Source organism: Aquimarina penaris (assembly GCF_040786285.1).
In the GTDB taxonomy this organism is placed as follows: Bacteria; Bacteroidota; Bacteroidia; order Flavobacteriales; family Flavobacteriaceae; genus Aquimarina.
In genome coordinates, this window is sequence record NZ_JBFMKQ010000002.1 from 169,808 (window position 1) to 192,329 (window position 22,522).

The window sequence follows — 22,522 nt, forward strand, 5'->3', positions numbered from 1 at the left end:
TTTCGATTAAACCTTTATCAAAATAGCTGGTCTTAGGATAGTAACGTTAAAATTAAATATTATGAAAAACAGCATTTTAAAATTTAGCTTGATTACATGCTTATCAATGATTTTTATTGGTTGTAATAGCGATGAATCTGATAGTGAAATTATTGAATCTTTCAATCAGGAAGAAGCAGAACTTACTGCCAAAGTTGATAATGCAACCGAGGTAATAAGCGATACTTTTTTACAAATATATGAAGCAGAAGAAAGCTTGGTAAAAAGTCCGATTCATCCTTTTTTGCCTGAATGTGCTATCATAACCATAGAAATTACCAATATTTCTAAAACAGTATTAGTGGATTTTGGATCCGAGGGTTGCGAAGTAAGAGGGCATATTATTAAAGGAAAAGTTAATATCTCCTATGAGGCAGATATTGTTGCAGAAACATTGGTTATCAATTATAATTTGGAAGACTTTTTTATAGATGATGTTCAGTTTGAAGGAGCTAAAACAGTGACAAGGCAAAAAGCTAATGATGTAGGTAACCCTCAATATGTGATGAACATGGATTTGATAGTTACGTTTGCAGATGGTACTATAGCCACAAGAACAGGAAACAAAACACGTGAGTGGATTGAAGGATCTTTTAGTGGTAATTGGGGAGATAATGTTTTCTTGATTACAGGAGCCTGGCAAACTGATTTTGCTAATGGTAATACACATAGTACTACCATTACAACCCCATTGCGTAGGGAGGCTAGTTGCAGGTTTTTAGTGAGTGGTATTGTTGATCTGGTACGTACTAACTATAGTGGTTCTTTAGATTATGGTGATGGAGAATGTGATAATAAGGCTGTGTTTACTAGTGTAGACGGTATAGAAAGAGAGATTAGTTTGTAGGTTTTGGTTTATTGATTGAGTTTTGAAGGCGTCTTTTTAATTAAAGGCGCTTTTTTTATTAAAAACAAAACCCGACGTTAAGTCGGGTTTCTTTAATTTTATACTAATACTTCTGATTTTAATTCGCTAAAGGTCTATTTAAAATTAGATTCAGATAAAGATTTATCTTTTGTTTAAGGTGTTGTCTAGCGGTAATAAAATCTAAGAACCCATGTTCTAATACAAATTCTGAAGTTTGAAAACCTTCGGGTAGTTCTTTTCCTGTTGTGTCTCTAACTACTCTAGGCCCGGCAAATCCAATTAATGCTCCGGGTTCTGCAATGTTAATGTCTCCAAGCATTGCAAAAGAGGCAGTGGTACCACCAGTAGTTGGATCGGTACATAAAGAAATATAAGGGATATTAGCATCTGCTAATTGTGCTAATTTTGCTGAGGTTTTAGCTAATTGCATTAATGATAATGCAGCTTCCATCATACGAGCACCTCCAGATTTAGAAATAATCATAAATGGGATTTTATGCTTCAGTGAATAATCTGCAGCTCTTGCAATTTTCTCACCGACAACACTTCCCATAGAACCACCAATAAACGAAAAATCCATACAAGCAATAACTAAGTCATTACCTCCTGATTTTCCTACTGCTGTTCTAACGGCATCTTTTAGTTTTGTTTTTTCTTGTGCATCTTTAAGGCGATCGACATATTTTTTCTTGTCTTCAAATTTAAGAGGGTCCTTAGAGCTAAGATTCTTATCTAGTTCTTTGTATTTGTTGTCGTCAAATAAAATTTCGAAATATTCTTTACTACCAATTCTTACATGATATCCATCTTCTGGACTTACGTAAAAGTTCTTTTCGAGTTGTTCTGCGTCTACAATTTTTCCTGTAGGTGACTTATACCAAAGTCCTTTTGGGACATCTTTTTTGTCTTCGGTAGCAGTTTGTATACCTTTTTGTGTTCTCTTAAACCAAGCCATAAATTATTATATTAAAAAAGCTGAAACTCTTTTGGATGAGTTCCAGCTTGGTTTTTAGTCATTATAATGTATTTACATTATTTAGATCTTCGAATGCCTTTTTAAGACGGTTCTTAAAAGTGACTTCACCTTCTCGTAACCATTTTCTTGGATCGTAATATTTTTTATTAGGTTCTTCAGATCCTTCTGGATTACCAATTTGAGTTTTTAAATATTCAATGTTATTATTCATGTAATCACGAATTCCTTCATTAAATGCAAATTGAAGATCAGTATCGATATTCATTTTAATAACTCCGTATCCAATTGCTTCTCTAATTTCTTCTAAAGAAGATCCGCTTCCTCCATGAAATACAAAATCGATGTGGTTATGTTCGACTCCATATTTTTCAGAGATATATTCTTGCGAGTTTTTAAGAATTTTTGGTGTTAATTTCACATTACCTGGCTTGTATACACCATGTACATTTCCAAAAGCAGCAGCAACTGTAAATTTATCACTCACTTTGCTTAATTCTTCATAAGCATAGGCAACTTCTTCAGGTTGTGTATATAATTTAGAATCGTCTACATCACTGTTGTCAACACCATCTTCTTCACCTCCAGTAATTCCTAGTTCTATTTCTAGTGTCATACCCATCTTACTCATGCGAGCTAGATATTCTTTACAAATTTCAATATTTTCTTCAAGAGGCTCTTCAGATAAATCAATCATATGAGAGCTGTATAAAGGCTTTCCTGTTTCTTTATAGAATTGTTCTCCGGCATCTAATAGTCCGTCTATCCAAGGTAATAGTTTTTTTGCACAGTGGTCAGTATGCAAAATTACTGGAACCCCATAAGCTTCGGCTAGCAAATGCACATGTTTGGCACCAGCAACGGCTCCTGCGATAGCAGCTTTTTGATTTTCGTTAGATAACCCTTTTCCGGCATTAAATTGTGCTCCTCCATTAGAGAATTGAATAATTACCGGGGCGTTTAATTCTGCAGCAGTTTCTAGAACTCCATTAATAGAGTTAGAACCTATTACATTGACCGCTGGTAAAGCAAACGCTTTTTCTTTTGCGTACTTAAAAATTGCCTGTACCTCGTCTCCTACTGCAACTCCTGGTTTGATGTTGTGACTCATAATTTAGTTTTGGTTTAATAAGCTTACAAAAATAGTAAAATTATACCGAAACCGGCATGATTAAAATAATCTTTACTATTGCCGATGATGATTATTTTAATTGTTAAACTTGCCTGTTGGTATGGTTATTTATTATTTAGCGGGCTAATATAAAATTATTAGAAGAAACTGCCGAAAGAAAATAAAGTTTAAGTTAATGAGGTAGGTTTTTGATGATCAAAAAAAACACGATGAATTCCCGGTTAGCATTTGCTTTTTTTAGAACGGATAATTAATACCGAAGTTATAGACTGCTTCAGAAAAATTATATCCTTTAAACCACCTTTGATCTCTGTCGCTAGCTGGATTAAAAGTTTTGAACCCTATATCCAGTCGGATAACGAAAAAATCAAAATCATATCTAAATCCAAAGCCACTACCTACAGCAATCTCTTGTATGTCATCTAATCTAGAAAATACGGCTTCCTCTTCTTCTACGTTATCAAGAACGTTCCAGATATTTCCTGCATCTATAAATAAAGCTCCTTTTAATGACCCTAAAATATTGTATCTATACTCGGCATTTAATGCTATTTTAAGGTTAGCTTCATTAAATTCGTTCCTACCACCGGTGCTCCCCGGACCCAGATCATAGGCAAGCCAGGCTCTATTGTCATTTGGTCCTCCTCCAAAGAAACTACGCGCAAAAGGAATACTGTTTGCATTACCATATGGGATTGCGATTCCTCCAAAAGCTCTACATGCAATGATGTTCTTTCTTCCCAAATCCCAGTGTTTTATATAATCTAGTTCTGTTTTAGCGTATTGAGAAAATTCAACACCAAATATTTGAAAACGTTCATTTGAATTTTTTTTCAGCCCTGCGATATTCGCAATTGTACTTAAAGTGTTTCCGGCAAGTTCAATTTTGGCTCTAAACCTTGAGAAATCTTCATCATAAAGATTTTCTCTATTGTTTTTTGTATAGGTATAACTCGAAGCAAAAATAAGGTTATCCTCTGTTAATCTTATTTTTCGCTCATTGATATTCTGAATTTCTTGTAATTGCTCGGTGGTTAAGTCTGGATCAGGTTCTGCACCTAACGATTGTTCTATGAATCCGTCGGCACCTGCGGGGATGCTTAATATAGCATCTTCAATGTCTGGATTAAACAAAGGAGAGTCTGGTTCTAAAACTTGTGTTGCTATAGTATTTAATTCACTAAAAGAGGTTTCATAGACGTTAAAGTAATTGTCGGGATTTAGATTCCGGACATATTGTACGTTAATAAGGTCAAGTTGATTGCTTATCGTGATGTTCGGTTTCCATTGGTAATTAAATATCCCCGATGCATTTGTTTTGTCTAGACCAATGTTTTGTTGCACATTCATTCCGAATATAATATTGGTGGTAGGGGACATGCGTTTTGGGATGATTTTATTGGTTCTAAACGGGAATAATATTTTTGGGAACGTTAATTTTACATCAGTAGAAATTTCAGAAATATTGAAGAACTTTTCGCCTCCATCGACTGCATCGCTTGATGATCCAACACTACCTCGTGCAGAAATTTCTAAAATCTCTGCGCCTTTAAAAACATTTCGAATTAAAAGAGATCCTCCAAAACCAATACCAAAGGCTTGTATGCTCGAGGTAGATACATCAAACTCTGTATTAAAGCTATATTTTTTTCTTGGAGTGAGTGCAATATTTGCTATGAGGTTTTCTCCATTTGGATCACTAGGGTCAACATCATAGCTTATGTTCGGATATTTGAATGTTTTTAAATTATTTATCTGACTATACGTGAATACTCGATCTCTATCTCTAAAAATTTCACCGGGGTTTATCAAAATCGAATTCGTGATTGCTTTACGCGTATATTTTATCTCATCAAAACCATAAATGTTATACCCCTTATAGAACATGCTATCTGTGGGCTTTTTATTTCTATTTTCGAAGGAGTAATCTGTAAAAACATTGACTTTACTTATTTTGTGAACTTTAAAAGGAATTCGCGCTGTAGAATCTCCAAAAGTAACAGATCGGTTTTTTATTAAAAGGTTTAGATTTACTTTGTGCCCCGTATTTATTGTATCTGCATCGAATTTTATAAATTCTTTTTCAAAATGAAATAACCCGGAGTTTCTGTACAAAGAGGTAAGTCTTTCTCTTTCGGCTTCTATATCTAGGGTTTTATATTGTTTTCCTGGGATAATGGTTGAGTTTTCTTTGTTGAGCTGGTAAATAGAGTCAGCTACTTTAGATTCTACTCTTGTATTTAGAGAATCTATTACATAAGCTTGGCCAGGGTTTATGTGATAATCAATGGTCGCTCTTTTGTTGTTGTTTTTATTTATTTTATACGAGACCTTATTGTTAAACCATCCATTATTCCAATAATACGCTTGTAATCGTTTTGTGGAGCGTTTTGTTTTAGATTCATCGATGATGAAGGGAGATTCTCCGGTTTTTTTTAACCATTCGTTAATCCCTGTCAATCCTACACCTAACCTATCTACCTGTTTTTTAGAGAAAAAACTGTTCATTCTTTTTTCTCGATTTGGTTTCCGGGTCAACCAAGCTTGATATGAAGAGTCTTGGTCTACAGTAGCTGCATTATAAATATGAAGCCTTATCGGTATCCCTAAAAGTTTAGTGTTAGGCTTTTGGTATAATTGGTTGTATAATTTAGGATCATTGGTTTTTACACTGTCTATAAAAATTTTATGATTTTCTAATAGGTATTCACTCTCCGGAACTCTTTTTACTGCGCTACACGAAATTAAAAAGATTGTGGTTAGAGTAATAAATAATATTTTTGTCAGAAAGTGTTTCAATCCGTGTTTATTATTGATTCAAAAATACATTATTTGTATGGTTAGCAAAAATCAAAAGAAACTAATAAAAAGTTTATATCAAAAAAAGTACCGAAAACAACATGGATTATTTGTTGCAGAGGGTAAAAAAGTAATAAAAGAGCTGCTCGAGGCTAATTTAAGGCTTCATTCGCTTTTTACTTTAAATTCGAATATTTTTGATATTCCTGAAACATTGGTGTATAATGTTTCTGAAGAAGAGCTAAAACAGATTAGTTTTTTAACTACTCCGCAAGTTGCATTAGCGATTTTTTATATTCCGGAATATAAAGAAAATGATAATGATGGCTTGGTGTTGGCATTAGATGATATTCGCGATCCAGGTAATTTAGGTACTATAATTCGTTTGTGTGATTGGTTTGGTGTAAAAGAGTTGGTTTGCTCCTTGCAAACAGTAGATTGTTATAACCCAAAGGTGATTCAGGCTACTATGGGATCTATAACAAGAGTTAATATAACCTATAAAGATCTTCAACAATATATAAAGACAGAAAGCTCGAATTCGAAGATATTTGGAACGTTTATGGATGGTGAAAATATATTCTCATTAAAATTACCAGAAAAAGGAATTATAGTAATGGGTAATGAGGCTAATGGGATTTCTACTGCTATTAAAAATCTTGTAAACCAAAAGGTGGCGATACCACAATTTGGTCAAATTCAAAAAACCGAAAGTCTAAATGTAGCAACTGCTACAGCAATTATTCTTAGCGAGTTTAAACGATCTTCTTGTGATTGATGTTACTACTGAAAGGTGAAATTGATAAAGACTCCTCGGGTAGACATTTTGTCTATAGTTGACGTCCAGGGACTATTAGGATCATTATCGGGAACCAATTCATCGCTCATAGCAAAGACGCCTCTAATAGATGGGGTGAATTTAAAATAATATAGATATAAATCTATACCAAAACCTATTTCATAGTAACTCGTGTTGGTTTTCATTCTAAACTCCCCGGCACTATTGTCATCTGGATTATCTTCATTACTGGATAGATTTATTGAAGTTGAAATTCCTCCGATAATAAAAGGTTTGATGTTGTTGATTCTTTTGGTAGATACTTTTAGTAATAAAGGTACATGTACGTATGTGGATTTTACTTCTCTAGCAGTTTCAAAATTTGAAGAAAATAATGGGTTGTTAAAAGTAAGGGTTCTTGTGTTAAATGTAACCATAGGTTCTAATCTAAGGTCTAAATAATCATTTATTCTCATATTCCCTAAAAGCCCTACGCTAAAGCCCAAAGATTCATTATGTAATATATCTGGGTCTTCCCTGTCTGCCGTATAATCAAAATTAAAATCATATAAATTAAACCCAAGAATATATCCCCAACTAAACCTTGGTTTGTCAAAGTTTTGAAGGTTTTGAACTTTTTCTTTAGAAAATAATTGTGCACTCATATTTTGAGTGAATACTAAAAGAGCAATTGCGATAAAAAGTTTTTTCATCCAAATAAAAATTTACCAATCAAATAGTTAAAACTATAGTTTATTTCGATTGGTATTAGTTATTTTTTAACGCCCATTATGGGCTTTTATATTATTTTGTAGCTGTATATATTGTAGCAACACCAAAAGTTTGTGGTTTATCTTCAACATCTATAAACCCAATTTTTTTCAAAATATTGTTGAACGCCTCACCATAAGGAAAAGCAGCGGCACTTTCACTTAAGTAAGAATATGCAGATCTGTCTTTAGAAAACATTCTTCCGATAAGTGGTAAAATCTTTGTCGAATAGAATTTATACCCCTGTTTAAAAGGAGTTTTAGTAGGGATAGAAGTTTCTAAAACTATAAAAATCCCGCCAGGTTTAAGGACTCTAAAAATTTCTGAAAGCCCTTTTTCTAAATTTTCAAAATTTCGAACACCAAAAGCTACGGTAATCGCATCAAAATAATTTTCTTCGTAGGGTAAATTTTCACTATCCCCTTGTACCATAGTGATAATGGTATCTAATTTTTTTGCTTTGATTTTATCTTTCCCAACTGCTAACATGCCTGCAGAAATATCAAGTCCAATAATTTCTGAAGCTCCTGTTTTAGAAAGGTTAATAGCAAGATCTCCTGTTCCCGTGGCTACATCCAAGATTCTTTTTGGATTTGTTTTGCTAACAAGTTTTACAACTTTTTTACGCCATTTTATATCAATACCAAAAGAAATAACACGATTAAGCCCATCGTAGTTTCCCGAAATGGTATCAAACATCTCGGTAACCTGTTCTTTTTTAGATCTAGTTTTGTCTTTGTATGGAGTTATTTTTCCTGACATTCAAAAAAATTTAGGCAAATATACATTTTTGATAGTTATAGTTAGAATAGATTTAGATTAAGTTGTGCATTATGAAATTTTACCAGTTAGTCAATTTACATTATCTTTGTACGCTTTTATATTCTAAGATATATTTATAGTTTACGAATGTTAGTAAATTATGTCTTAGTTTGATTTTATCTTTAGATGGAAAACAATAAACAAAACCAATGAAAATCATTATTGCCGGAGCTGGTGAAGTAGGATTTCATTTGGCAAAGTTACTCTCATTTGAGTCTCAAGACATTACGCTTATCGATACCGATAAAGAATGTCTTAATTATGCAGATACTCACTTAGATATTAGAGTTATTAAAGGAGACTCTACTTCAATTGCTATATTAAAAGAAGCAAGAGTAGAAAACGTGGATATGGTAATCAGTGTTACGTCTAGTGAGACTACCAATATTACTGTATGTGTATTGGCTAAACAAATGGGGGCCAAACGTACTATTGCGAGAATATCCAATACAGAATTTATAGAAAATAAGGAGGAAGTTGGTTTTATAAAATTTGGAATTGATGAGTTAATTTCTCCCGAGGCTCTAGCCGCTAGTGAAATAGAACTTCTTCTTAATCAATCTGCATTTCATGATAGTTATGAGTTTGAGGATGGTGCGCTAACAATGGTGGGGACAACATTGTCTGGTGAGGCTTTGTTTATTGGAAAAACAGTAAGAGAAGCGGCCGAAGTATTTCCAGAATTGCATTTTATGCCAATTGCTATTCAGCGATCAGGAACGCAGTATACCATAATACCTAGAGGAGATACAAAATTTAAAGAAGGAGATCAAGTGTATTTTATAACTTCTCAAGGAGGAGTAGAAGAGCTGTACAAACTTACCGGAAAAGTAAAAGAGCAGATTAAAAATGTGATGATTCTTGGTGGTAGTAAGATTGGTTTTAAAACGTCTTGCGATTTATGTGATCATAAATTTAGAGTAAAACTTATCGAGAAAGATAAAGATAAGGCTTTTGATCTGGCAGACGACTTGCCGAATGCCCTAATAATTAATGGAGACGGACGCAATGTAGAGTTGTTAGGAGAAGAGGGAATTAGTGATATGGATGCTTTTATTGCGGTAACGGGTAATTCTGAAACCAATATCATGTCATGCCTGGTGGCTAAATCAAAAGGAGTAAGAAAAACAATCGCCTTAGTTGAAAATATGGACTATTTTCAATTATCTCATTCTATAGGAATTGATACATTAATCAATAAAAAACTTCTTGCTGCTAATAATATATTTAGATTTATTAGAAAAGGTGAGGTGGTAGCAATGACCAAGCTCAATAATATGAATGCAGAGCTCTTGGAGTTTATTGTTAAACCAACATCCGAAGTAAGTGATAATTTGATAAAGGATTTAGATTTTCCGCGGTCAGCAATAATTGCGGGTGTTATTAGAGATGGAGTAGGGATGATACCTCTGGGAGATTTTTACATAAAAGCAGGGGACCGCGTAGTGGTGTGCTGTTTGCCGAAATCTATTAAGAAAATAGAAAAGCTGTTCCTTTAAGATGTATAGATTAAACTATAAAATTATCTCACACATCATGGGGCTTCTGTTACTTTGTAACGGCTGCTTCATGCTTATCGCTACTATTATTAGTTTTATTTATGAAGATGGGGTCACTTTAGAGATTATGATGGCATCTTTTGCTACCTTATTCGTTGGGATTGCCTTAATGTTTCTTACCCGAGAACATCAAAAAGAACTCAATAAAAGAGAAGGGTATGTTGTCGTAACTTTTGGTTGGATATTTATGTCACTCAGTGGTACGCTACCCTATATATTCTCTGGTGCAATACCTGATTTTACCAATGCATTTTTTGAAACGATGTCTGGATATACAACAACAGGTGCATCTATTCTTAATGAAATTGAAATAATCCCTAAAGGAATTTTGTTTTGGCGTAGCTTAACACATTGGATCGGAGGAATGGGGATTATAGTACTAGCAGTCGCCATTTTACCATTATTAGGAATAGGAGGGATGCAGTTATTTGCGGCTGAAGCACCTGGGCCTAGTGCTGATAAATTACATCCAAGGATAACAGACACGGCAAAACGTTTATGGTTGATTTATTTTGGATATACCGCAGCAGAAACAATTTTGTTGAAACTAGCAGGTATGAATTTTTTCGACGCCATAAATCATGCATTAAGTACGCTTTCTACTGGTGGTTTTTCAACGAAAAATGCAAGCGTTGCGTATTGGAATGATCAACCGGTCATACAATATATTATTATGTTGTTTATGTTTCTAGCAGGGACGAATTTTGTGCTTAGCTATTTTGGGTTTAAAGGAAAGATTCAAAAAATCATAAAAGACGAAGAATTTAAATTATATTCATTCTTTGTCATCTCATTTACGATTATAGCCACCTTGGTTATATACTATACAGCCAACGCGTCTATCTCTTCTATCGATCATCCTATGGTTTGGGGAGAGGCAGAAAGTGCTTTTCGACATGCGCTATTTCAGGTATTGGCAACCATAACTACGACTGGTTTTGTAAGTGCAGATTTTACGATGTGGACTCCTTTCTTAACTATCTTTTTCTTCGGTTTGATGTTTCTAGGGGGGTCAGCAGGATCAACTTCTGGAGGGATGAAGGTTGTGAGGCATTTAATTACTATACGAAATGGTATTTTAGAGTTTAAAAGAACATTGCATCCTAGAGCCGTATTACCTGTACGATATAATAGCAGAGCGGTATCAAAAGAGATTGTGTTTAATATATTAGCATTTTTTATCCTCTATATGCTATCTTTTATAATTGGTTCGGTGGTTTTAGGTGCATTAGGATTAGATTTTGAAACCGCTGTTGGAGGTGCAGCTTCATCTCTTGGAAATGTAGGACCAGCTTTTGGAAAACTAAGTCCTGTAAATAATTTTGATGTACTTCCTGCTATAGGGAAATGGTGGTGTTGCTTTTTGATGTTAATAGGAAGATTAGAGCTCTTTACTGTTTTAATACTTCTCACCCCGTTTTTCTGGCGTAATAGATAGCTTCTCTGTTTAACCCTATTATGAGCTTATTCTGTTCTCCACGGAGGTGATGAATATGAAGTAATAGTCCATAATTCGACTACTTTTTTAATGGTATCTTTTACCTTTCCGGTAATACCCTCTAGATGCTCATGATCAATTAAAAATATATCCAGTATAGATTCGTAATATGAAATATAGTCGGTTTCATATTCTTTTTCTGGCCATATATTCAGGATTTCATGATCGGCTTTAGATACATCAAAATTTTCTTTGAAAATTTCGAGTATATTTTTTTTAACAATACGTTCTTTTTCTACAATATTCATAAATATAATTTAATTATGCTATGAACGGAAAAAGCCAATTCGCAATCAAAAAAAATGTTTTTCAGGTGTAGAAAAACAATATAGGGGTGTTATAGGATGTATAAATGTAGTTTATTTATTAGTCATGCCAGTAAAATGATTTGTAAAAAAAAGCATAAAAAAATAAAAGATTTTAACATTTATAAAAACAACGATCGATTACAAACTGTTAGCTGTAATCGATCGTTATGTATTTAGTTTTTTTTAAACTAGCTAGCTTACAGCGTCTTTAATTCTTTTTACGGCCTCTGTAATTTGTTCTGTACTAGCAGCATATGATATTCTTATGCAGTTGTTATTGCCAAAAGCAACACCTGTCACGGTAGCAACATTAGCTTTTTCTAATAAAAACATCGAAAAATCGGTTGCGTTTGCAATAGTATGACCTTGTATAGTTTTACCGAAATAGTAAGATATATCTGGGAAAACATAAAATGCACCTTCGGGCTCGTTACATTCAAAACCAGGAATATCTGATAACAAATTCAGTATTAATTTTCTTCGCTCCTTAAATTCATCGACCATGTATTGAATTTTACTTGCCGGTGCTTCAAGAGCAGTGATTACAGCTCGTTGTGCAATACAATTTGCACCACTGGTAACCTGTCCTTGTATTTTATTACACGCCCTAGCAATTGCAGTAGGAGCACCTATGTATCCAATTCGCCATCCGGTCATAGCAAAAGCCTTGGCAACACCATTTACAGTGATAGTTCTATTGTACATATCCTCAAATTGAGCCATAGAAGTATGACCTCCTACATAGTTGATATGCTCATAGATTTCGTCGCTCACTACTACGATATCGGGATGTTTTTGTAATACATCTGCTAAAGCTCTTAGCTCCTCTTTGCTGTATATTGATCCACTAGGATTGCAAGGAGAACTATACCATAACATTTTGGTTTTAGGGGTGATTGCTGCTTCTAATTCTTCGGCAGTCATTTTGAAATCAGTTTTGATAGAAGTTTTTACCTCAACCGGTACCCCTCCGGATAGTTTTATGATATCGCTGTAACTTACCCAATATGGGCATGGTAAAATCACTTCGTCTCCTGGATTTAGATATACTTGTGCTATATTGTATAACGCTTGTTTTGCACCAGTAGATACAACAATTTGTGAACGATCGTAAGTGAGACTATTATCTCGTTTAAATTTGGTGATGATCGCATCTTTTAATTCTACATATCCATCAACTGGAGTGTATGAATTATAATTATCATTTATGGCCTGTATAGCCGCATCTTTAATAAAATCAGGAGTGTTAAAATCTGGTTCTCCTAAACTAAGACCGATAATGTCTTTTCCTTCTGCTCTTAGCTCTCGAGCTTTTGCAGCCATTGCCAATGTAGCCGATGCCTCAAGTGCATTAATTCTGTCTGATAGTTGTGCACTCATTTCCGATACTTGTGTACTCATTTTTAATTGGTAAATAAAAGTTATGATTGTATTACGGCAGGCTTCATTCCCATCTCCTTTAGGTGTTTGAAATGAGAGATAATTGCCTTACGTGTGGTTTTGTATTCGTTATAAGGTAAATTAAACTCTAAAGCCGTTTGTTTTACAATTTTTGAAATTTTAGTGTAATGGATATGGCTTATGTGTGGAAAAATGTGGTGTTCCACCTGGTGATTTAAACCACCAGTAAACCAATTGACTAATCTATTCTTGGTTGAAAAATTAACTGTTGTGAACAATTGATGAATTGCCCAGGTGTTTTTCATGTTTCCTGTTTTATCTGGCATAGGCATTTCAGCTCCTTCTACCATATGGGCCAATTGAAATACAATACTTAATATTAACCCAGCGACATAGTGCATGATAAAAAAGCCTAATAGGATCTTCCACCAAGCAATAGACATAAATACCATTGGGATCACAATCCAAATTAAAACGTATATCGTTTTAGTAATAACTACGGTACTCCATTGTTTTAATGGGCTTGGTAGTTTACCATAAGATAGTTTGCGAGCCAAATAGTCTTTGGTTTGCTTAAAATCAGTGGTTAATGCCCAGTTAAATGTTAGTAAACCATATAAGAACACAGAATAATAATGTTGAAACTTATGAAAACGCTTCCATTCTGCATGTTTTGTAAAACGAATAATTCTTCCGGCATCCATGTCTTCATCATGACCATGAATATTGGTATATGTATGATGCAAAACATTATGTTGTACTTGCCAATTATATACATTACCTGCAAGTATATAAATGGTATTTCCCATAAGCTTATTAATCCATTTTTTTGAAGAATAAGAACCGTGATTACCATCGTGCATCACATTCATCCCTACACCGGCCATCCCTACACCCATTATTATGGTTAATAATAACATCCACCATTGAGAGATGTTTAGGGTTAGAATTAAAAAGTATGGAGTTAAAAAAAGAGAAAACATTACGATTGTTTTTAAATGTAATCGCCAGTTTCCTGTTTTGTTAATATTATTTTCTTTAAAGTACTGATTAACACGTTTGTTCAATGTTCTGAAAAACTTTGCAGAATCAGCGGTACTAAATCTTACATGGGGTGTTGTCATAAATCTCTTTCTATCAATCAGGGACTTTCCTGATTATGTTGTTGGTAAAGTTAGGTATTTATATTTTTTTAAGTTCTTAAAAAACTAAAATATATAAACTTAACGTATATTTTTGCGTTTTAATTCATATTGGGTTTATCAAATTGGTTTATTTTTTTCTATTCATTATAGAAATGCTCTTTTTTATTCAATTTTTGCCTTTTTCTTATTGCATCCCTATGAAGCGCGAAAAAACACCTCAATTGATTAAAAAAATATTATTTTTCGCCAGAATCAAGAAAGTTCAAAGCGTATTAGTATAATAACAAAAAGATAAAAGTGTGACAATTATAAGTAAGTATTTTCAGGATATAACCGAAGAGCAGCAAGACCAGTTTTCTCAGCTAGGAGAACTATATGAAGAATGGAATGCTAAAATCAATGTAATTTCTCGTAAAGATATAGAATCTTTATATGAGCGGCATGTCTTGCATTCATTGGGTATTGCAAAGATTATCCAGTTTAAGCCGGGTACACATGTGTTAGATGTGGGTACAGGAGGCGGGTTTCCTGGAATTCCTTTGGCAATTCTATTTCCAGAAACGCAGTTTTATCTAGTAGATGTTATTGCTAAAAAAATTAAAGTGGTAAATGAGGTTGCTAAAGCATTAGGACTTAAAAATATAAAAGCAGAACAGCGCAGAGCGGGAACTTTTGACGATCGTTTTGATTTTATAGTAAGCCGTGCAGTTACCAATATGCCTGATTTTGTGAAATGGGTGCGTAAAAATATAGCTAAGAAAAGCAATCATGATCTTCGAAACGGTATTCTGTACCTAAAAGGAGGTGATTTAACTGAAGAACTGATTTTGTTTCCGAAAGCGATACAACATAATCTCTCTGATTGTTTTGAAGGAGAGTTTTTCGAAACTAAGAAATTGGTGTATTTGCCTTTAAAATATAAGTCTTAGTCTTTTAAATTTATCCGCATCTCGATCAGGTGCTTTTCAAAGCCTACTTTTTCGTAAGCTCTTATGGCTCTTGGGTTTTTTTCGTATACCGTAAGGCGAACTTCTTCGAGATCTTTAGTTTTAAACCAATCATATAGATACTGGATTATTTTTTGGCTGACCCCTTTACCACGATGGGCCTCTTTTACATACATAAAACCAATATATCCCAATTGTTTTTGTTTAAAATAGTCTAGTCTATCTCTAATTTGCCCATAACCACTGCCTACAATTTCATTGTCAATTTCGGCAACAACAACCTCGGTATGGCCAGAAGTGATATATTCTCCTATATCATAATAACTTATTCTTTCTTCAGTTTTAAGTGTTGGATCCATGGGGCGTTCGGCTTCAATGATTTCTTGCTCAAAATCAAGAAGTGTGGGTAGGTCTTCTTTTTTTGCAGAACGAGTGGTGATTTTCATGATTAATTATTAAGGTTAAAAAAAGCGCCTATTGGCGCTTTTTAAAATTATATATTTAAAACTATTCTCCCAAGAATGGGTATCTGTAATCTTTTGGTGAAACAAAAGTTTCTTTGATCATACGAGGAGATACCCAACGTAATAAGTTGAGGTATGATCCGGCTTTATCATTGGTTCCGGATGCTCTGGCGCCTCCAAACGGCTGTTGCCCAACAACGGCTCCTGTGCATTTGTCATTGATATAAAAGTTTCCTGCACAATTTTCTAACGCCTTAGTGGCTTCTGCTGCTGCATAACGATCTGTAGAAAATATTGCACCAGTTAATGCATATTCACTGGTTCCGTCAACTAATGCTAAAGTTTCGTTCCATTGATTATCATCATATACATAAATGGTGATCACGGGACCAAATAATTCTGTACACATTGTAGTGTATTTTGGGTCTTTAGCAACGATCACAGTGGGCTCAATAAAATACCCTTTGGATTTATCGTAGCCTCCACCAGCAATGATTTCTGCGTCTTTATCGTTCTTGGCTTGGTCTATGTATTTTGCCAACTTGTCAAACGATCCTTCATGAATTACTGCAGTGATAAAATTGCTCATATCCTCTGGAGATCCCATCTTGAACGATTTAACATCCTCTTTCAGATATTTTTCTACATCTGCCCATATACTTTTTGGAATATAGGCTCTTGATGCTGCACTACATTTTTGCCCTTGAAACTCAAATGCTCCTCGAGAAATTCCTGTTGCTACTTGCTTAGCATTGGCACTAGGATGTGCAACAATAAAATCTTTACCTCCGGTTTCTCCAACAATTCTTGGGTAGGTTTTGTAGTTATGAATATTGGTTCCAATTTTAGCCCAAATATCTTTAAACACGTGTGTGCTTCCTGTAAAATGGATTCCTGCAAAATCAGGACTGGCTAAAACGGTATCTGTAATCATTACCGGATCTCCGTATACTACATTGATTACTCCATCTGGTACTCCAGCTTCTCTAAAGATATCAACAATAACTTTTGCAGAATAGATCTGGCTGTCACTTGGTTTCCAAACTACAGTATTTCCCATAAGGGCAGCACTGGCAGGTAAATTTCCAGAGATTGCAGTAAAGTTAAACGGAGTGATAGCATATACAAAACCTTCTAATGGTCGGTATTCTAATCTATTCCATGCATCAGATGTAGAATCTGGTTGATCTTCATAGATCTGGGTCATAAATTCTACATTAAATCGTAAGAAATCTATGAACTCACAGGCAGCATCAATTTCTGCTTGGAATATGTTTTTAGATTGCGCCAGCATAGTAGCTGCATTGATTTTTGCACGGTATGGTCCTGCAATAAGTTCTGCAGCTCTCAAGAATACAGCAGCACGTTGTTCCCAGGCTAGGTCAGCCCATTTTTTACGAGCTTCAATAGCAGTGTCAATTGCTTTTTGAATATGCTGTTTTTCAGCTTTGTGGTAGGTTCCTAAAACATGTTTGTGATCATGAGGAGGTGCCATTGTAGCTGTATCTCCCGTTCTGATTTCTTCACCATTAATATATAAAGGAACATCAACTTTGCTGTTGTACATTTGTTTATATGTTGCCAGAACTTCTTCTCTTTCAGGTGTTCCGGGAGCATATGACTTTACAGGTTCATTTATTGCTGTAGGAACTTGAAAAAAACCTTTTCCCATAATGTAATGTGTTATTTAAATTAGTAAGATGTGTTTGTCTAATGAGTTAGTCATTTAGGTTTGCAAAGATAGAAAATTAAAAAGGGTAATGTTTATTTTAACCTTTTATAAACATTGCGGGGTATGTATTTTTTTTTGTAAGTTGTGACATATTTAGCCGACCCAGAATTTATGTGTACAGTTACCTTAATCCCAACTCAAGAAAATAATTTCATTCTTACCTCTAATCGCGATGAGGCTATTAATAGAAAAACACTACTTCCAGAGTTTTATGAAGTAAATAAAACCAGAATGTTGTTTCCTAAAGATGCATTAGCCGGAGGAACCTGGATTGGTGTAAGTGATAAAAGTACTATGATCTGTTTGCTTAATGGAGGTTTTGAAATTCATGAAAGATTAGTGTCTTATAGACAAAGCAGGGGGGTTGTAGTTAAAGATTTATTAGAAGCAGATCAATTAGAAAAAGCTATAGAGTTGTATGATTGTAAAGGTATAGAGCCATTTACTATTGTGGCTGCTAATTGGCAGTCTGATCTTTTACTTTTTGAATTTGTTTGGGACGGACAACAAAAACATCTTCGTTCTTTAGAGAAAGAAACACATATTTGGTCATCATCCACACTTTATACTAAAAAGATGAAGAATGTGCGCGAAGAATGGTTTGCCGATTTTGAAAATAAAAACACTTTAACTTCTGATGCACTGCTGAATTTTCATAAGAATGCAGGTATAGGGGATAAAGATGTAGACTTGCAAATAGATCGTGGGTTTCTAAAAACAATAAGTATTACTCAGATTGTTAAAAATGAAGAAGAGCTTACGATGCGATATGAGAATCTTCAAAATAAAGAAGTGAGTTCAGTTATTTTTGAGGCTATAACTGCCTAAAAGTATCATAATTAAATTTTATGGTTTGAATTACACAGGTAAAATAATTTCGCTTGCGTTTCCAGATACTTTTGTTCGTTTTTCTGATGAAAAAAACGCTTCAAGTTTATTGCAATTATTTGGCTTGGGTAAGAATGGAGTTATAAAAGCAGGGCATGCCGCATTTGTACTTATCGAAAATAAAACGGGTGTTGCAGAATATTATGATTTTGGGCGATATATAACCCCTCAGGGTAAAGGGAGGGTTAGAAGTGCAGTTACAGATGTGGAGTTAGAAATACCTTTTAACGCTACGTTTACATCAGACGGAAAATTGGCTAACATTAATGAATTTTTGTTGTGGTTAGAGAAACATCCCGAAAAAACTCATGGTAGCGGTCGATTGGTGGCATCTGTATGTGATTATATTTTCTACGATAGAGCAAAGCAATATGTTCTAGAAATACAGAATAGAGGAAGCATTCCATACTCTACTTTTAGAAAAGAAGGTAGTAATTGCTCAAGAATAGTTACAGATACCATTTTAAACAGTACAGATAATTCTAGAATTAGAACACCTTTATTGAGAAATAAATTATTTACTCCGAGTCCTTTAGGAAATGTTGAAAAAGGATCTATGAAGAATAAAATATATCAGGTAGAAAAAGGAGTTCTTGTAGAGTATCCTAATTCTGTCTTCAGAGAAAATCTTACTAATTATTTTGATAAAAGAATACCAGTACAAGAGGAAAAGAAAAAAAATGTGGCACTAGATTTCTTGAAAAATGCACATTTTCTTTCAGGTATCGGCAGCAGTGCATATTTTACCTTGCGTAAATCCTTAGAAGAAAACTTGTACGAAATAATAAGGTATACCGAATATGGAGAAGAGGATTTTAGAGGATTATTCGAGGTAAAAGAGCATTCGTTTAGTATGTCTGAAAAACATTACTTTGTGTATGACTCAAATTGCAAATATTGTCACGTAGAGCAAAACGGAAAGAGGATAAGATTTGATCTTGTAAAGAGAATTACTAGTTAAGTGCAAAAGGAGCACTTAGTTTAAATCCGGGGATTAATACTTTAAATTTTCGAGTTGAAGTGAAATTAACCATGTTATAATGCCCTTTCATTGATCCAAATGGTGAACTTAGTAGGCATCCGCTATTATAGGTGTGTGATTCTCCAGGTTTTAAAACAGGTTTTTTGCCAATGACACCTTCTCCTTCAACAATTTCTGTATGGTTTAATGAATCTTTGATCTCCCAATAGCGGGAGGTAAGTTGTACAGAGTCTTTACTTTGATTTTCTATAGTAATTCGATAACCAAAGGCAAAATGTATCTTATAGTTCTTGTAGAACGTGCCTTCGAAGGTGGTATCCACCGAAATCTTTATGCCACGGGTAATTTGTTGAACCATCTTAAAATATGAAAATTGAACCTGCAATCGTAATTACAGAACCTATAATTGCTAATATAAAAAATAAAACATTTACTAGCAGGAATTTAACAATAGTTTTCGCTCTACCTTGATTATAAAACTTTCGCATTGCTTTGTATAGGTAAAATAGAAATACAAGCATAGTAATACCAAATGTAGTAGTACTTTGAGTAATTTGATCAAACAAGATTGCAATTCCGATTAATATAAAGAAAATGGTTTGTGTGTGGAATATAAACACTAAATGCTCCATATAATTATATGACCTTCTAATATACAGCAGCCATATTGCTAAGGCAAAGAAAGGAAGGAAGAAGAATATGATAAATGGTAATTTACTGAAGATAAATTCTAATAATTCTTGTCCATAATTATCATCAATACTACTTGTTTTTATAGCTCTATGATAAATGTATTTATTAAATCTATTTTTTTTGTGCTTTAGATCTGTTAATGCATGGTAAGTAGATTTCTGATCTGTTTTGTTGTAGTAATCACCGTACATAAACCATAGCTTTATTGTTTTGTCAATAACATTCATGGTATCGATCTGTGATTGCGAATAATAAATAATTTCTTCGGGTATATTTTCTTTTTTATCCAGAAAGTCAAGCCCATTTACTTTTTGGATTTCTTGATTGATTTTTTCTTTATTCGATTTAGAAATACCTTTAGTTGCCGATATTTGATTGCTGATTTTGTGTTTTAAAGAATCATCCATCGAGATGTTTTCTTTTATTTCGCCATACGCTACTTTTCCTTTAGAAACATCATCCTCAATTTTTGCACTAAATCCATCAAAATCAATAAATAACCCATAAATAATGAAGAATATGATAGAAACACTTAGGTAAAACCGAAAAGGGTTGGCATATCTAACTCGCTTGCCTTCAATATAATGTTTAGAGATTTTTCCCGGACTAAATAGTAAAGCAACAATAGTGTGTCTTAGTCGAGAATCATAAGAAAAAATACTAGCAAAAAACTCATTAAAGAAATCTTTGAAGGATAACTTTTTCGTAGTGTTGGCTTGGCCGCAATTGTGGCAAAAGCGATCAATTGTATCCAAAGGAACACCACAATTAAGGCATTCATTTCCTCTATATTGTTTTAGGAATCTTCCCTTATCTTTCATCCAGTACAGATAGTTTAGTCGTATTGCTTGCTAAAATAGAAGGAGTTTGTTGTAATCCAAAATGAATGGGGTTTTTTTTTAGTGTATGATGTTGGTAGTATTGTTAACTTTTTATACTTCATACAAGGAACTTATTTTTCTCAAACGTTAGATGATTTTTAGAGAGAGGTATTTGCGAAGACAATTTGAAGTTGCAAATAATGATTTTAAACTTTTTTATTGGTTTTTGATCGAAAAAAAAGAAACAAACTCTATCGTTTTATTAATGGCTAAAATTCTGGTTTTCAAATTTTTAAGTCTTTTGTAGGATTTTGTGTCTTTCTCGGTAACCACGGTTTTTATTAGATAGACTCTTTACATTTGTTGTGTAGGATTTTATAGTCCTGAAAAATGTAAAATTGTGTATTCAAAGAAGTGAAAATTTAATTAAAGTAATAATGAAAATTGATAGGTTGTTAGTATTAGCATTAGCTGTTCTGCTAAATGTTTCTTGTGAGAAAGATGAATCTGAAAATTCACTTCCTAGTGGTATTGAGTCTAGTGGAGTGGTGAAGAAGTATTATGGTGATCAGGAGTTATATTTAGAAGAAAAAGACGGTCAATATGTCCTTGAAGGGGATATTGTATTTAATAAGTCGCAATTATCAGATACGCCGGGCAAGGGTGTTGGAATTACGCAAAATTTCTGGACCAATAGTACAGTGTATTACGAAATTCAAGAAGATTTGTCTAATAAGCAACGTATTTTTGATGGCATTGCACATTGGGAGACCTATACGAACCTGCGTTTTGTTCCCAGAACTAATCAACCTAACTATGTGTATTTTAGATTCGGAAGTGGTTGTTCTTCGTATGTTGGGATGACAGGTGGGCGACAATCAATTACATTGGCAAATGGTTGTAGTGCCGGAACTGTAATTCATGAGATCGGACATGCTATAGGGTTGTGGCACGAACAAAGCAGAAGTAATAGAGATGATTATGTTACTATTCATTTCGACAATATTAGAAGTGGATATGCTCATAATTTTATGACATATATCGAGAGAAATAGAGATGGATTTGATTATTCTGAAGCTATGGATTTCAATTCAATCATGATGTATGGGCCTTACTTTTTCTCAAAAAACGGTGAACCTACAATAACAAAAAAAGATGGTAGTACTTATACAGTAAATAGGATTGAGCTTTCTGCAACAGATATAGAAGTAGCGAATATTATGTATCCTAATGTGCCAACCCCTTTGCCAAATGATAATTTGCAGGTGTATGCCTATGATTTGCAAAAATATAATAAGGTATACACCTGGGATGAAGGTAATGCCAATCCTGCTCCATGGCCCGGAGTAAATCTAGAAGCGTATACACCCGATTTGAATGCCTTTAGTACAAGTGCCAATTGGGGTATGGTAGATGTAACTTTTTACGGCGGAAAACAAGAAACTAATATTATTTTTAGCAATAACGGTGCAGGGCAAACAGAAGATCTTATAGTAAATAAAGAGTATCCTTTTTTCTATGATGCTCGTTGGTATTCTGTGATTCCTTCGGCTTCAGAAGAAAATGAGTTGTTTGTTGTGACAAAAGGCTATACGCATTTATACGCCTGGGATGGTACTAATGAGATCTTTGGCAATTGGCCAGGAATTCAGATGACAGATCTAGGGAATGACTGGTATGCTGCAAAAATACCTTCAAAACAATGTAGTAATATTATTTTGAGTACTAATGGATTTAACCAGACTTCAGACCTATATACTTGTAAAGAGAATCCGTATTATTACAATCAAGGGTTTTATAAGTACCCTCCTTCAAGATAAAGTACTATTTGTTTCCTTTTGAGACTGCAAATAGAGGTTGGATAGCCATTAAAAAATCAATTGAATTAATTTGTTTTAGGGC

General features: G+C 34.0%; 20 protein-coding genes. 8 read left to right on the forward strand and 12 right to left on the reverse strand.

The genetic code is table 11. From position 1 onward, the window contains the following. Positions 1–61 precede the first annotated feature (61 nt). Positions 62–886: a hypothetical protein gene (locus ABW637_RS10390; protein WP_367584617.1), complete on the forward strand. Its 825-nt coding sequence runs from the start codon at positions 62–64 to the stop codon at positions 884–886. Positions 887–1,004: 118 nt separating this feature from the next. Here the strand turns inward: ABW637_RS10390 and accD are convergent, their stop codons facing one another. The 3 genes from accD to tamL form a co-directional block, all read right to left on the reverse strand. Then, a complete protein-coding gene (accD, locus tag ABW637_RS10395; protein ID WP_367584618.1) occupies positions 1,005–1,862 on the reverse strand; it encodes an acetyl-CoA carboxylase, carboxyltransferase subunit beta in 858 nt (285 codons plus the stop codon). Between the two features lie 61 nt (positions 1,863–1,923). After that, positions 1,924–2,991, reverse strand: a complete 1,068-nt coding sequence (gene fbaA / locus ABW637_RS10400) for a class II fructose-bisphosphate aldolase (protein WP_367584619.1) — start codon at positions 2,989–2,991, stop codon at positions 1,924–1,926. 258 nt (positions 2,992–3,249) lie between these two features. Continuing rightward, positions 3,250–5,811, reverse strand: a complete 2,562-nt coding sequence (tamL, locus tag ABW637_RS10405; protein WP_367584620.1) for a translocation and assembly module lipoprotein TamL — start codon at positions 5,809–5,811, stop codon at positions 3,250–3,252. A gap of 37 nt (positions 5,812–5,848) precedes the next feature. Here tamL and ABW637_RS10410 point away from each other — a divergent pair, with 37 nt between their 5' ends. Next, positions 5,849–6,589, forward strand: a complete 741-nt coding sequence (locus tag ABW637_RS10410; RefSeq protein WP_367584621.1) for a TrmH family RNA methyltransferase — start codon at positions 5,849–5,851, stop codon at positions 6,587–6,589. A gap of 5 nt (positions 6,590–6,594) precedes the next feature. Here the strand turns inward: ABW637_RS10410 and porT are convergent, their stop codons facing one another. Both porT and ubiE read right to left on the reverse strand, forming a co-directional pair. Further along, positions 6,595–7,302, reverse strand: a complete 708-nt coding sequence (gene porT, locus ABW637_RS10415; RefSeq protein ID WP_367584622.1) for a type IX secretion/gliding motility protein PorT/SprT — start codon at positions 7,300–7,302, stop codon at positions 6,595–6,597. A 91-nt stretch (positions 7,303–7,393) separates the two neighbouring features. After that, entirely contained in the window at positions 7,394–8,122 is a 729-nt protein-coding gene (gene ubiE / locus ABW637_RS10420) for a bifunctional demethylmenaquinone methyltransferase/2-methoxy-6-polyprenyl-1,4-benzoquinol methylase UbiE (protein ID WP_367584623.1), read from the reverse strand. A 209-nt stretch (positions 8,123–8,331) separates the two neighbouring features. On the opposite strand from ubiE, the gene trkA reads away from it, so the two are divergent. Beyond that, positions 8,332–9,681, forward strand: coding sequence for a Trk system potassium transporter TrkA (gene trkA, locus ABW637_RS10425; protein WP_367584624.1), 1,350 nt, complete (start codon positions 8,332–8,334; stop codon positions 9,679–9,681). A 1-nt stretch (position 9,682) separates the two neighbouring features. After that, positions 9,683–11,179, forward strand: coding sequence for a TrkH family potassium uptake protein (locus tag ABW637_RS10430; protein ID WP_367584625.1), 1,497 nt, complete (start codon positions 9,683–9,685; stop codon positions 11,177–11,179). A gap of 26 nt (positions 11,180–11,205) precedes the next feature. Here ABW637_RS10430 and ABW637_RS10435 read toward each other — a convergent pair whose 3' ends face one another. The 3 genes from ABW637_RS10435 to ABW637_RS10445 all read right to left on the reverse strand — a co-directional run bounded on the left by ABW637_RS10435 (position 11,206) and on the right by ABW637_RS10445 (position 14,072). Beyond that, on the reverse strand, positions 11,206–11,487 hold the full coding sequence (locus ABW637_RS10435) for a hypothetical protein (protein WP_367584626.1): 282 nt from the start codon (positions 11,485–11,487) through the stop codon (positions 11,206–11,208). Between the two features lie 252 nt (positions 11,488–11,739). Further along, positions 11,740–12,927, reverse strand: a complete 1,188-nt coding sequence (locus tag ABW637_RS10440; protein WP_367585293.1) for a pyridoxal phosphate-dependent aminotransferase — start codon at positions 12,925–12,927, stop codon at positions 11,740–11,742. 41 nt (positions 12,928–12,968) lie between these two features. Beyond that, complete coding sequence (locus ABW637_RS10445; RefSeq protein WP_367584627.1) at positions 12,969–14,072, reverse strand: fatty acid desaturase family protein; 1,104 nt, start codon at positions 14,070–14,072, stop codon at positions 12,969–12,971. A 320-nt stretch (positions 14,073–14,392) separates the two neighbouring features. Here ABW637_RS10445 and rsmG point away from each other — a divergent pair, with 320 nt between their 5' ends. Beyond that, positions 14,393–15,022 (forward strand): 16S rRNA (guanine(527)-N(7))-methyltransferase RsmG, encoded by a 630-nt coding sequence (rsmG, locus tag ABW637_RS10450; RefSeq protein WP_367584628.1) that lies wholly within the window; start codon positions 14,393–14,395, stop codon positions 15,020–15,022. Here rsmG and ABW637_RS10455 read toward each other — a convergent pair. Together ABW637_RS10455 and pruA are read right to left on the reverse strand one after the other, a co-directional pair. Next, a complete protein-coding gene (locus ABW637_RS10455; RefSeq protein WP_367584629.1) occupies positions 15,019–15,486 on the reverse strand; it encodes a GNAT family N-acetyltransferase in 468 nt (155 codons plus the stop codon). The genes rsmG and ABW637_RS10455 overlap by 4 nt on opposite strands. Before the next feature lie 61 nt (positions 15,487–15,547). Further along, a complete protein-coding gene (gene pruA / locus ABW637_RS10460; RefSeq protein WP_367584630.1) occupies positions 15,548–17,176 on the reverse strand; it encodes an L-glutamate gamma-semialdehyde dehydrogenase in 1,629 nt (542 codons plus the stop codon). Between the two features lie 144 nt (positions 17,177–17,320). On the opposite strand from pruA, the gene ABW637_RS10465 reads away from it, so the two are divergent. Further along, a complete protein-coding gene (locus ABW637_RS10465) occupies positions 17,321–18,064 on the forward strand; it encodes an NRDE family protein (protein ID WP_367584631.1) in 744 nt (247 codons plus the stop codon). Positions 18,065–18,089: 25 nt separating this feature from the next. Next, entirely contained in the window at positions 18,090–19,085 is a 996-nt protein-coding gene (locus ABW637_RS10470; RefSeq protein ID WP_367584632.1) for a DUF6695 family protein, read from the forward strand. Here the strand turns inward: ABW637_RS10470 and apaG are convergent. Together apaG and ABW637_RS10480 are read right to left on the reverse strand one after the other, a co-directional pair. Continuing rightward, on the reverse strand, positions 19,078–19,464 hold the full coding sequence (gene apaG / locus ABW637_RS10475; protein ID WP_367584633.1) for a Co2+/Mg2+ efflux facilitator ApaG/CorD: 387 nt from the start codon (positions 19,462–19,464) through the stop codon (positions 19,078–19,080). The genes ABW637_RS10470 and apaG overlap by 8 nt on opposite strands. 1 nt (position 19,465) lies before the next feature. Further along, positions 19,466–20,620, reverse strand: coding sequence for a DUF3667 domain-containing protein (locus ABW637_RS10480; protein WP_367584635.1), 1,155 nt, complete (start codon positions 20,618–20,620; stop codon positions 19,466–19,468). 437 nt (positions 20,621–21,057) lie between these two features. Between ABW637_RS10480 and ABW637_RS10485 the strand changes: the two genes are divergently transcribed. Beyond that, the gene (locus tag ABW637_RS10485) at positions 21,058–22,440 is read left to right on the forward strand and encodes a M12 family metallopeptidase (RefSeq protein ID WP_367584636.1); all 1,383 of its coding nucleotides are present in this window, start codon (positions 21,058–21,060) and stop codon (positions 22,438–22,440) included. The last annotated feature ends 82 nt before the right edge of the window (positions 22,441–22,522 follow it).

Bases quoted from the DNA above. Each gene is read 5' to 3' on its own strand.
- ABW637_RS10455 (WP_367584629.1), bottom strand. From the start codon at position 15,486: ATGAAAATCACCACTCGTTCTGCAAAAAAAGAAGACCTACCCACACTT.
- ABW637_RS10435 (WP_367584626.1), bottom strand. From the start codon at position 11,487: ATGAATATTGTAGAAAAAGAACGTATTGTTAAAAAAAATATACTCGAA.
- ABW637_RS10440 (WP_367585293.1), bottom strand. From the start codon at position 12,927: ATGAGTGCACAACTATCAGACAGAATTAATGCACTTGAGGCATCGGCT.
- ABW637_RS10485 (WP_367584636.1), top strand. From the start codon at position 21,058: ATGAAAATTGATAGGTTGTTAGTATTAGCATTAGCTGTTCTGCTAAAT.
- ABW637_RS10480 (WP_367584635.1), bottom strand. From the start codon at position 20,620: ATGAAAGATAAGGGAAGATTCCTAAAACAATATAGAGGAAATGAATGC.
- ABW637_RS10445 (WP_367584627.1), bottom strand. From the start codon at position 14,072: ATGACAACACCCCATGTAAGATTTAGTACCGCTGATTCTGCAAAGTTT.
- ABW637_RS10410 (WP_367584621.1), top strand. From the start codon at position 5,849: ATGGTTAGCAAAAATCAAAAGAAACTAATAAAAAGTTTATATCAAAAA.
- accD (WP_367584618.1), bottom strand. From the start codon at position 1,862: ATGGCTTGGTTTAAGAGAACACAAAAAGGTATACAAACTGCTACCGAA.
- ABW637_RS10390 (WP_367584617.1), top strand. From the start codon at position 62: ATGAAAAACAGCATTTTAAAATTTAGCTTGATTACATGCTTATCAATG.
- pruA (WP_367584630.1), bottom strand. From the start codon at position 17,176: ATGGGAAAAGGTTTTTTTCAAGTTCCTACAGCAATAAATGAACCTGTA.
- fbaA (WP_367584619.1), bottom strand. From the start codon at position 2,991: ATGAGTCACAACATCAAACCAGGAGTTGCAGTAGGAGACGAGGTACAG.
- trkA (WP_367584624.1), top strand. From the start codon at position 8,332: ATGAAAATCATTATTGCCGGAGCTGGTGAAGTAGGATTTCATTTGGCA.
- apaG (WP_367584633.1), bottom strand. From the start codon at position 19,464: ATGGTTCAACAAATTACCCGTGGCATAAAGATTTCGGTGGATACCACC.
- ubiE (WP_367584623.1), bottom strand. From the start codon at position 8,122: ATGTCAGGAAAAATAACTCCATACAAAGACAAAACTAGATCTAAAAAA.
- ABW637_RS10430 (WP_367584625.1), top strand. From the start codon at position 9,683: ATGTATAGATTAAACTATAAAATTATCTCACACATCATGGGGCTTCTG.
- porT (WP_367584622.1), bottom strand. From the start codon at position 7,302: ATGAAAAAACTTTTTATCGCAATTGCTCTTTTAGTATTCACTCAAAAT.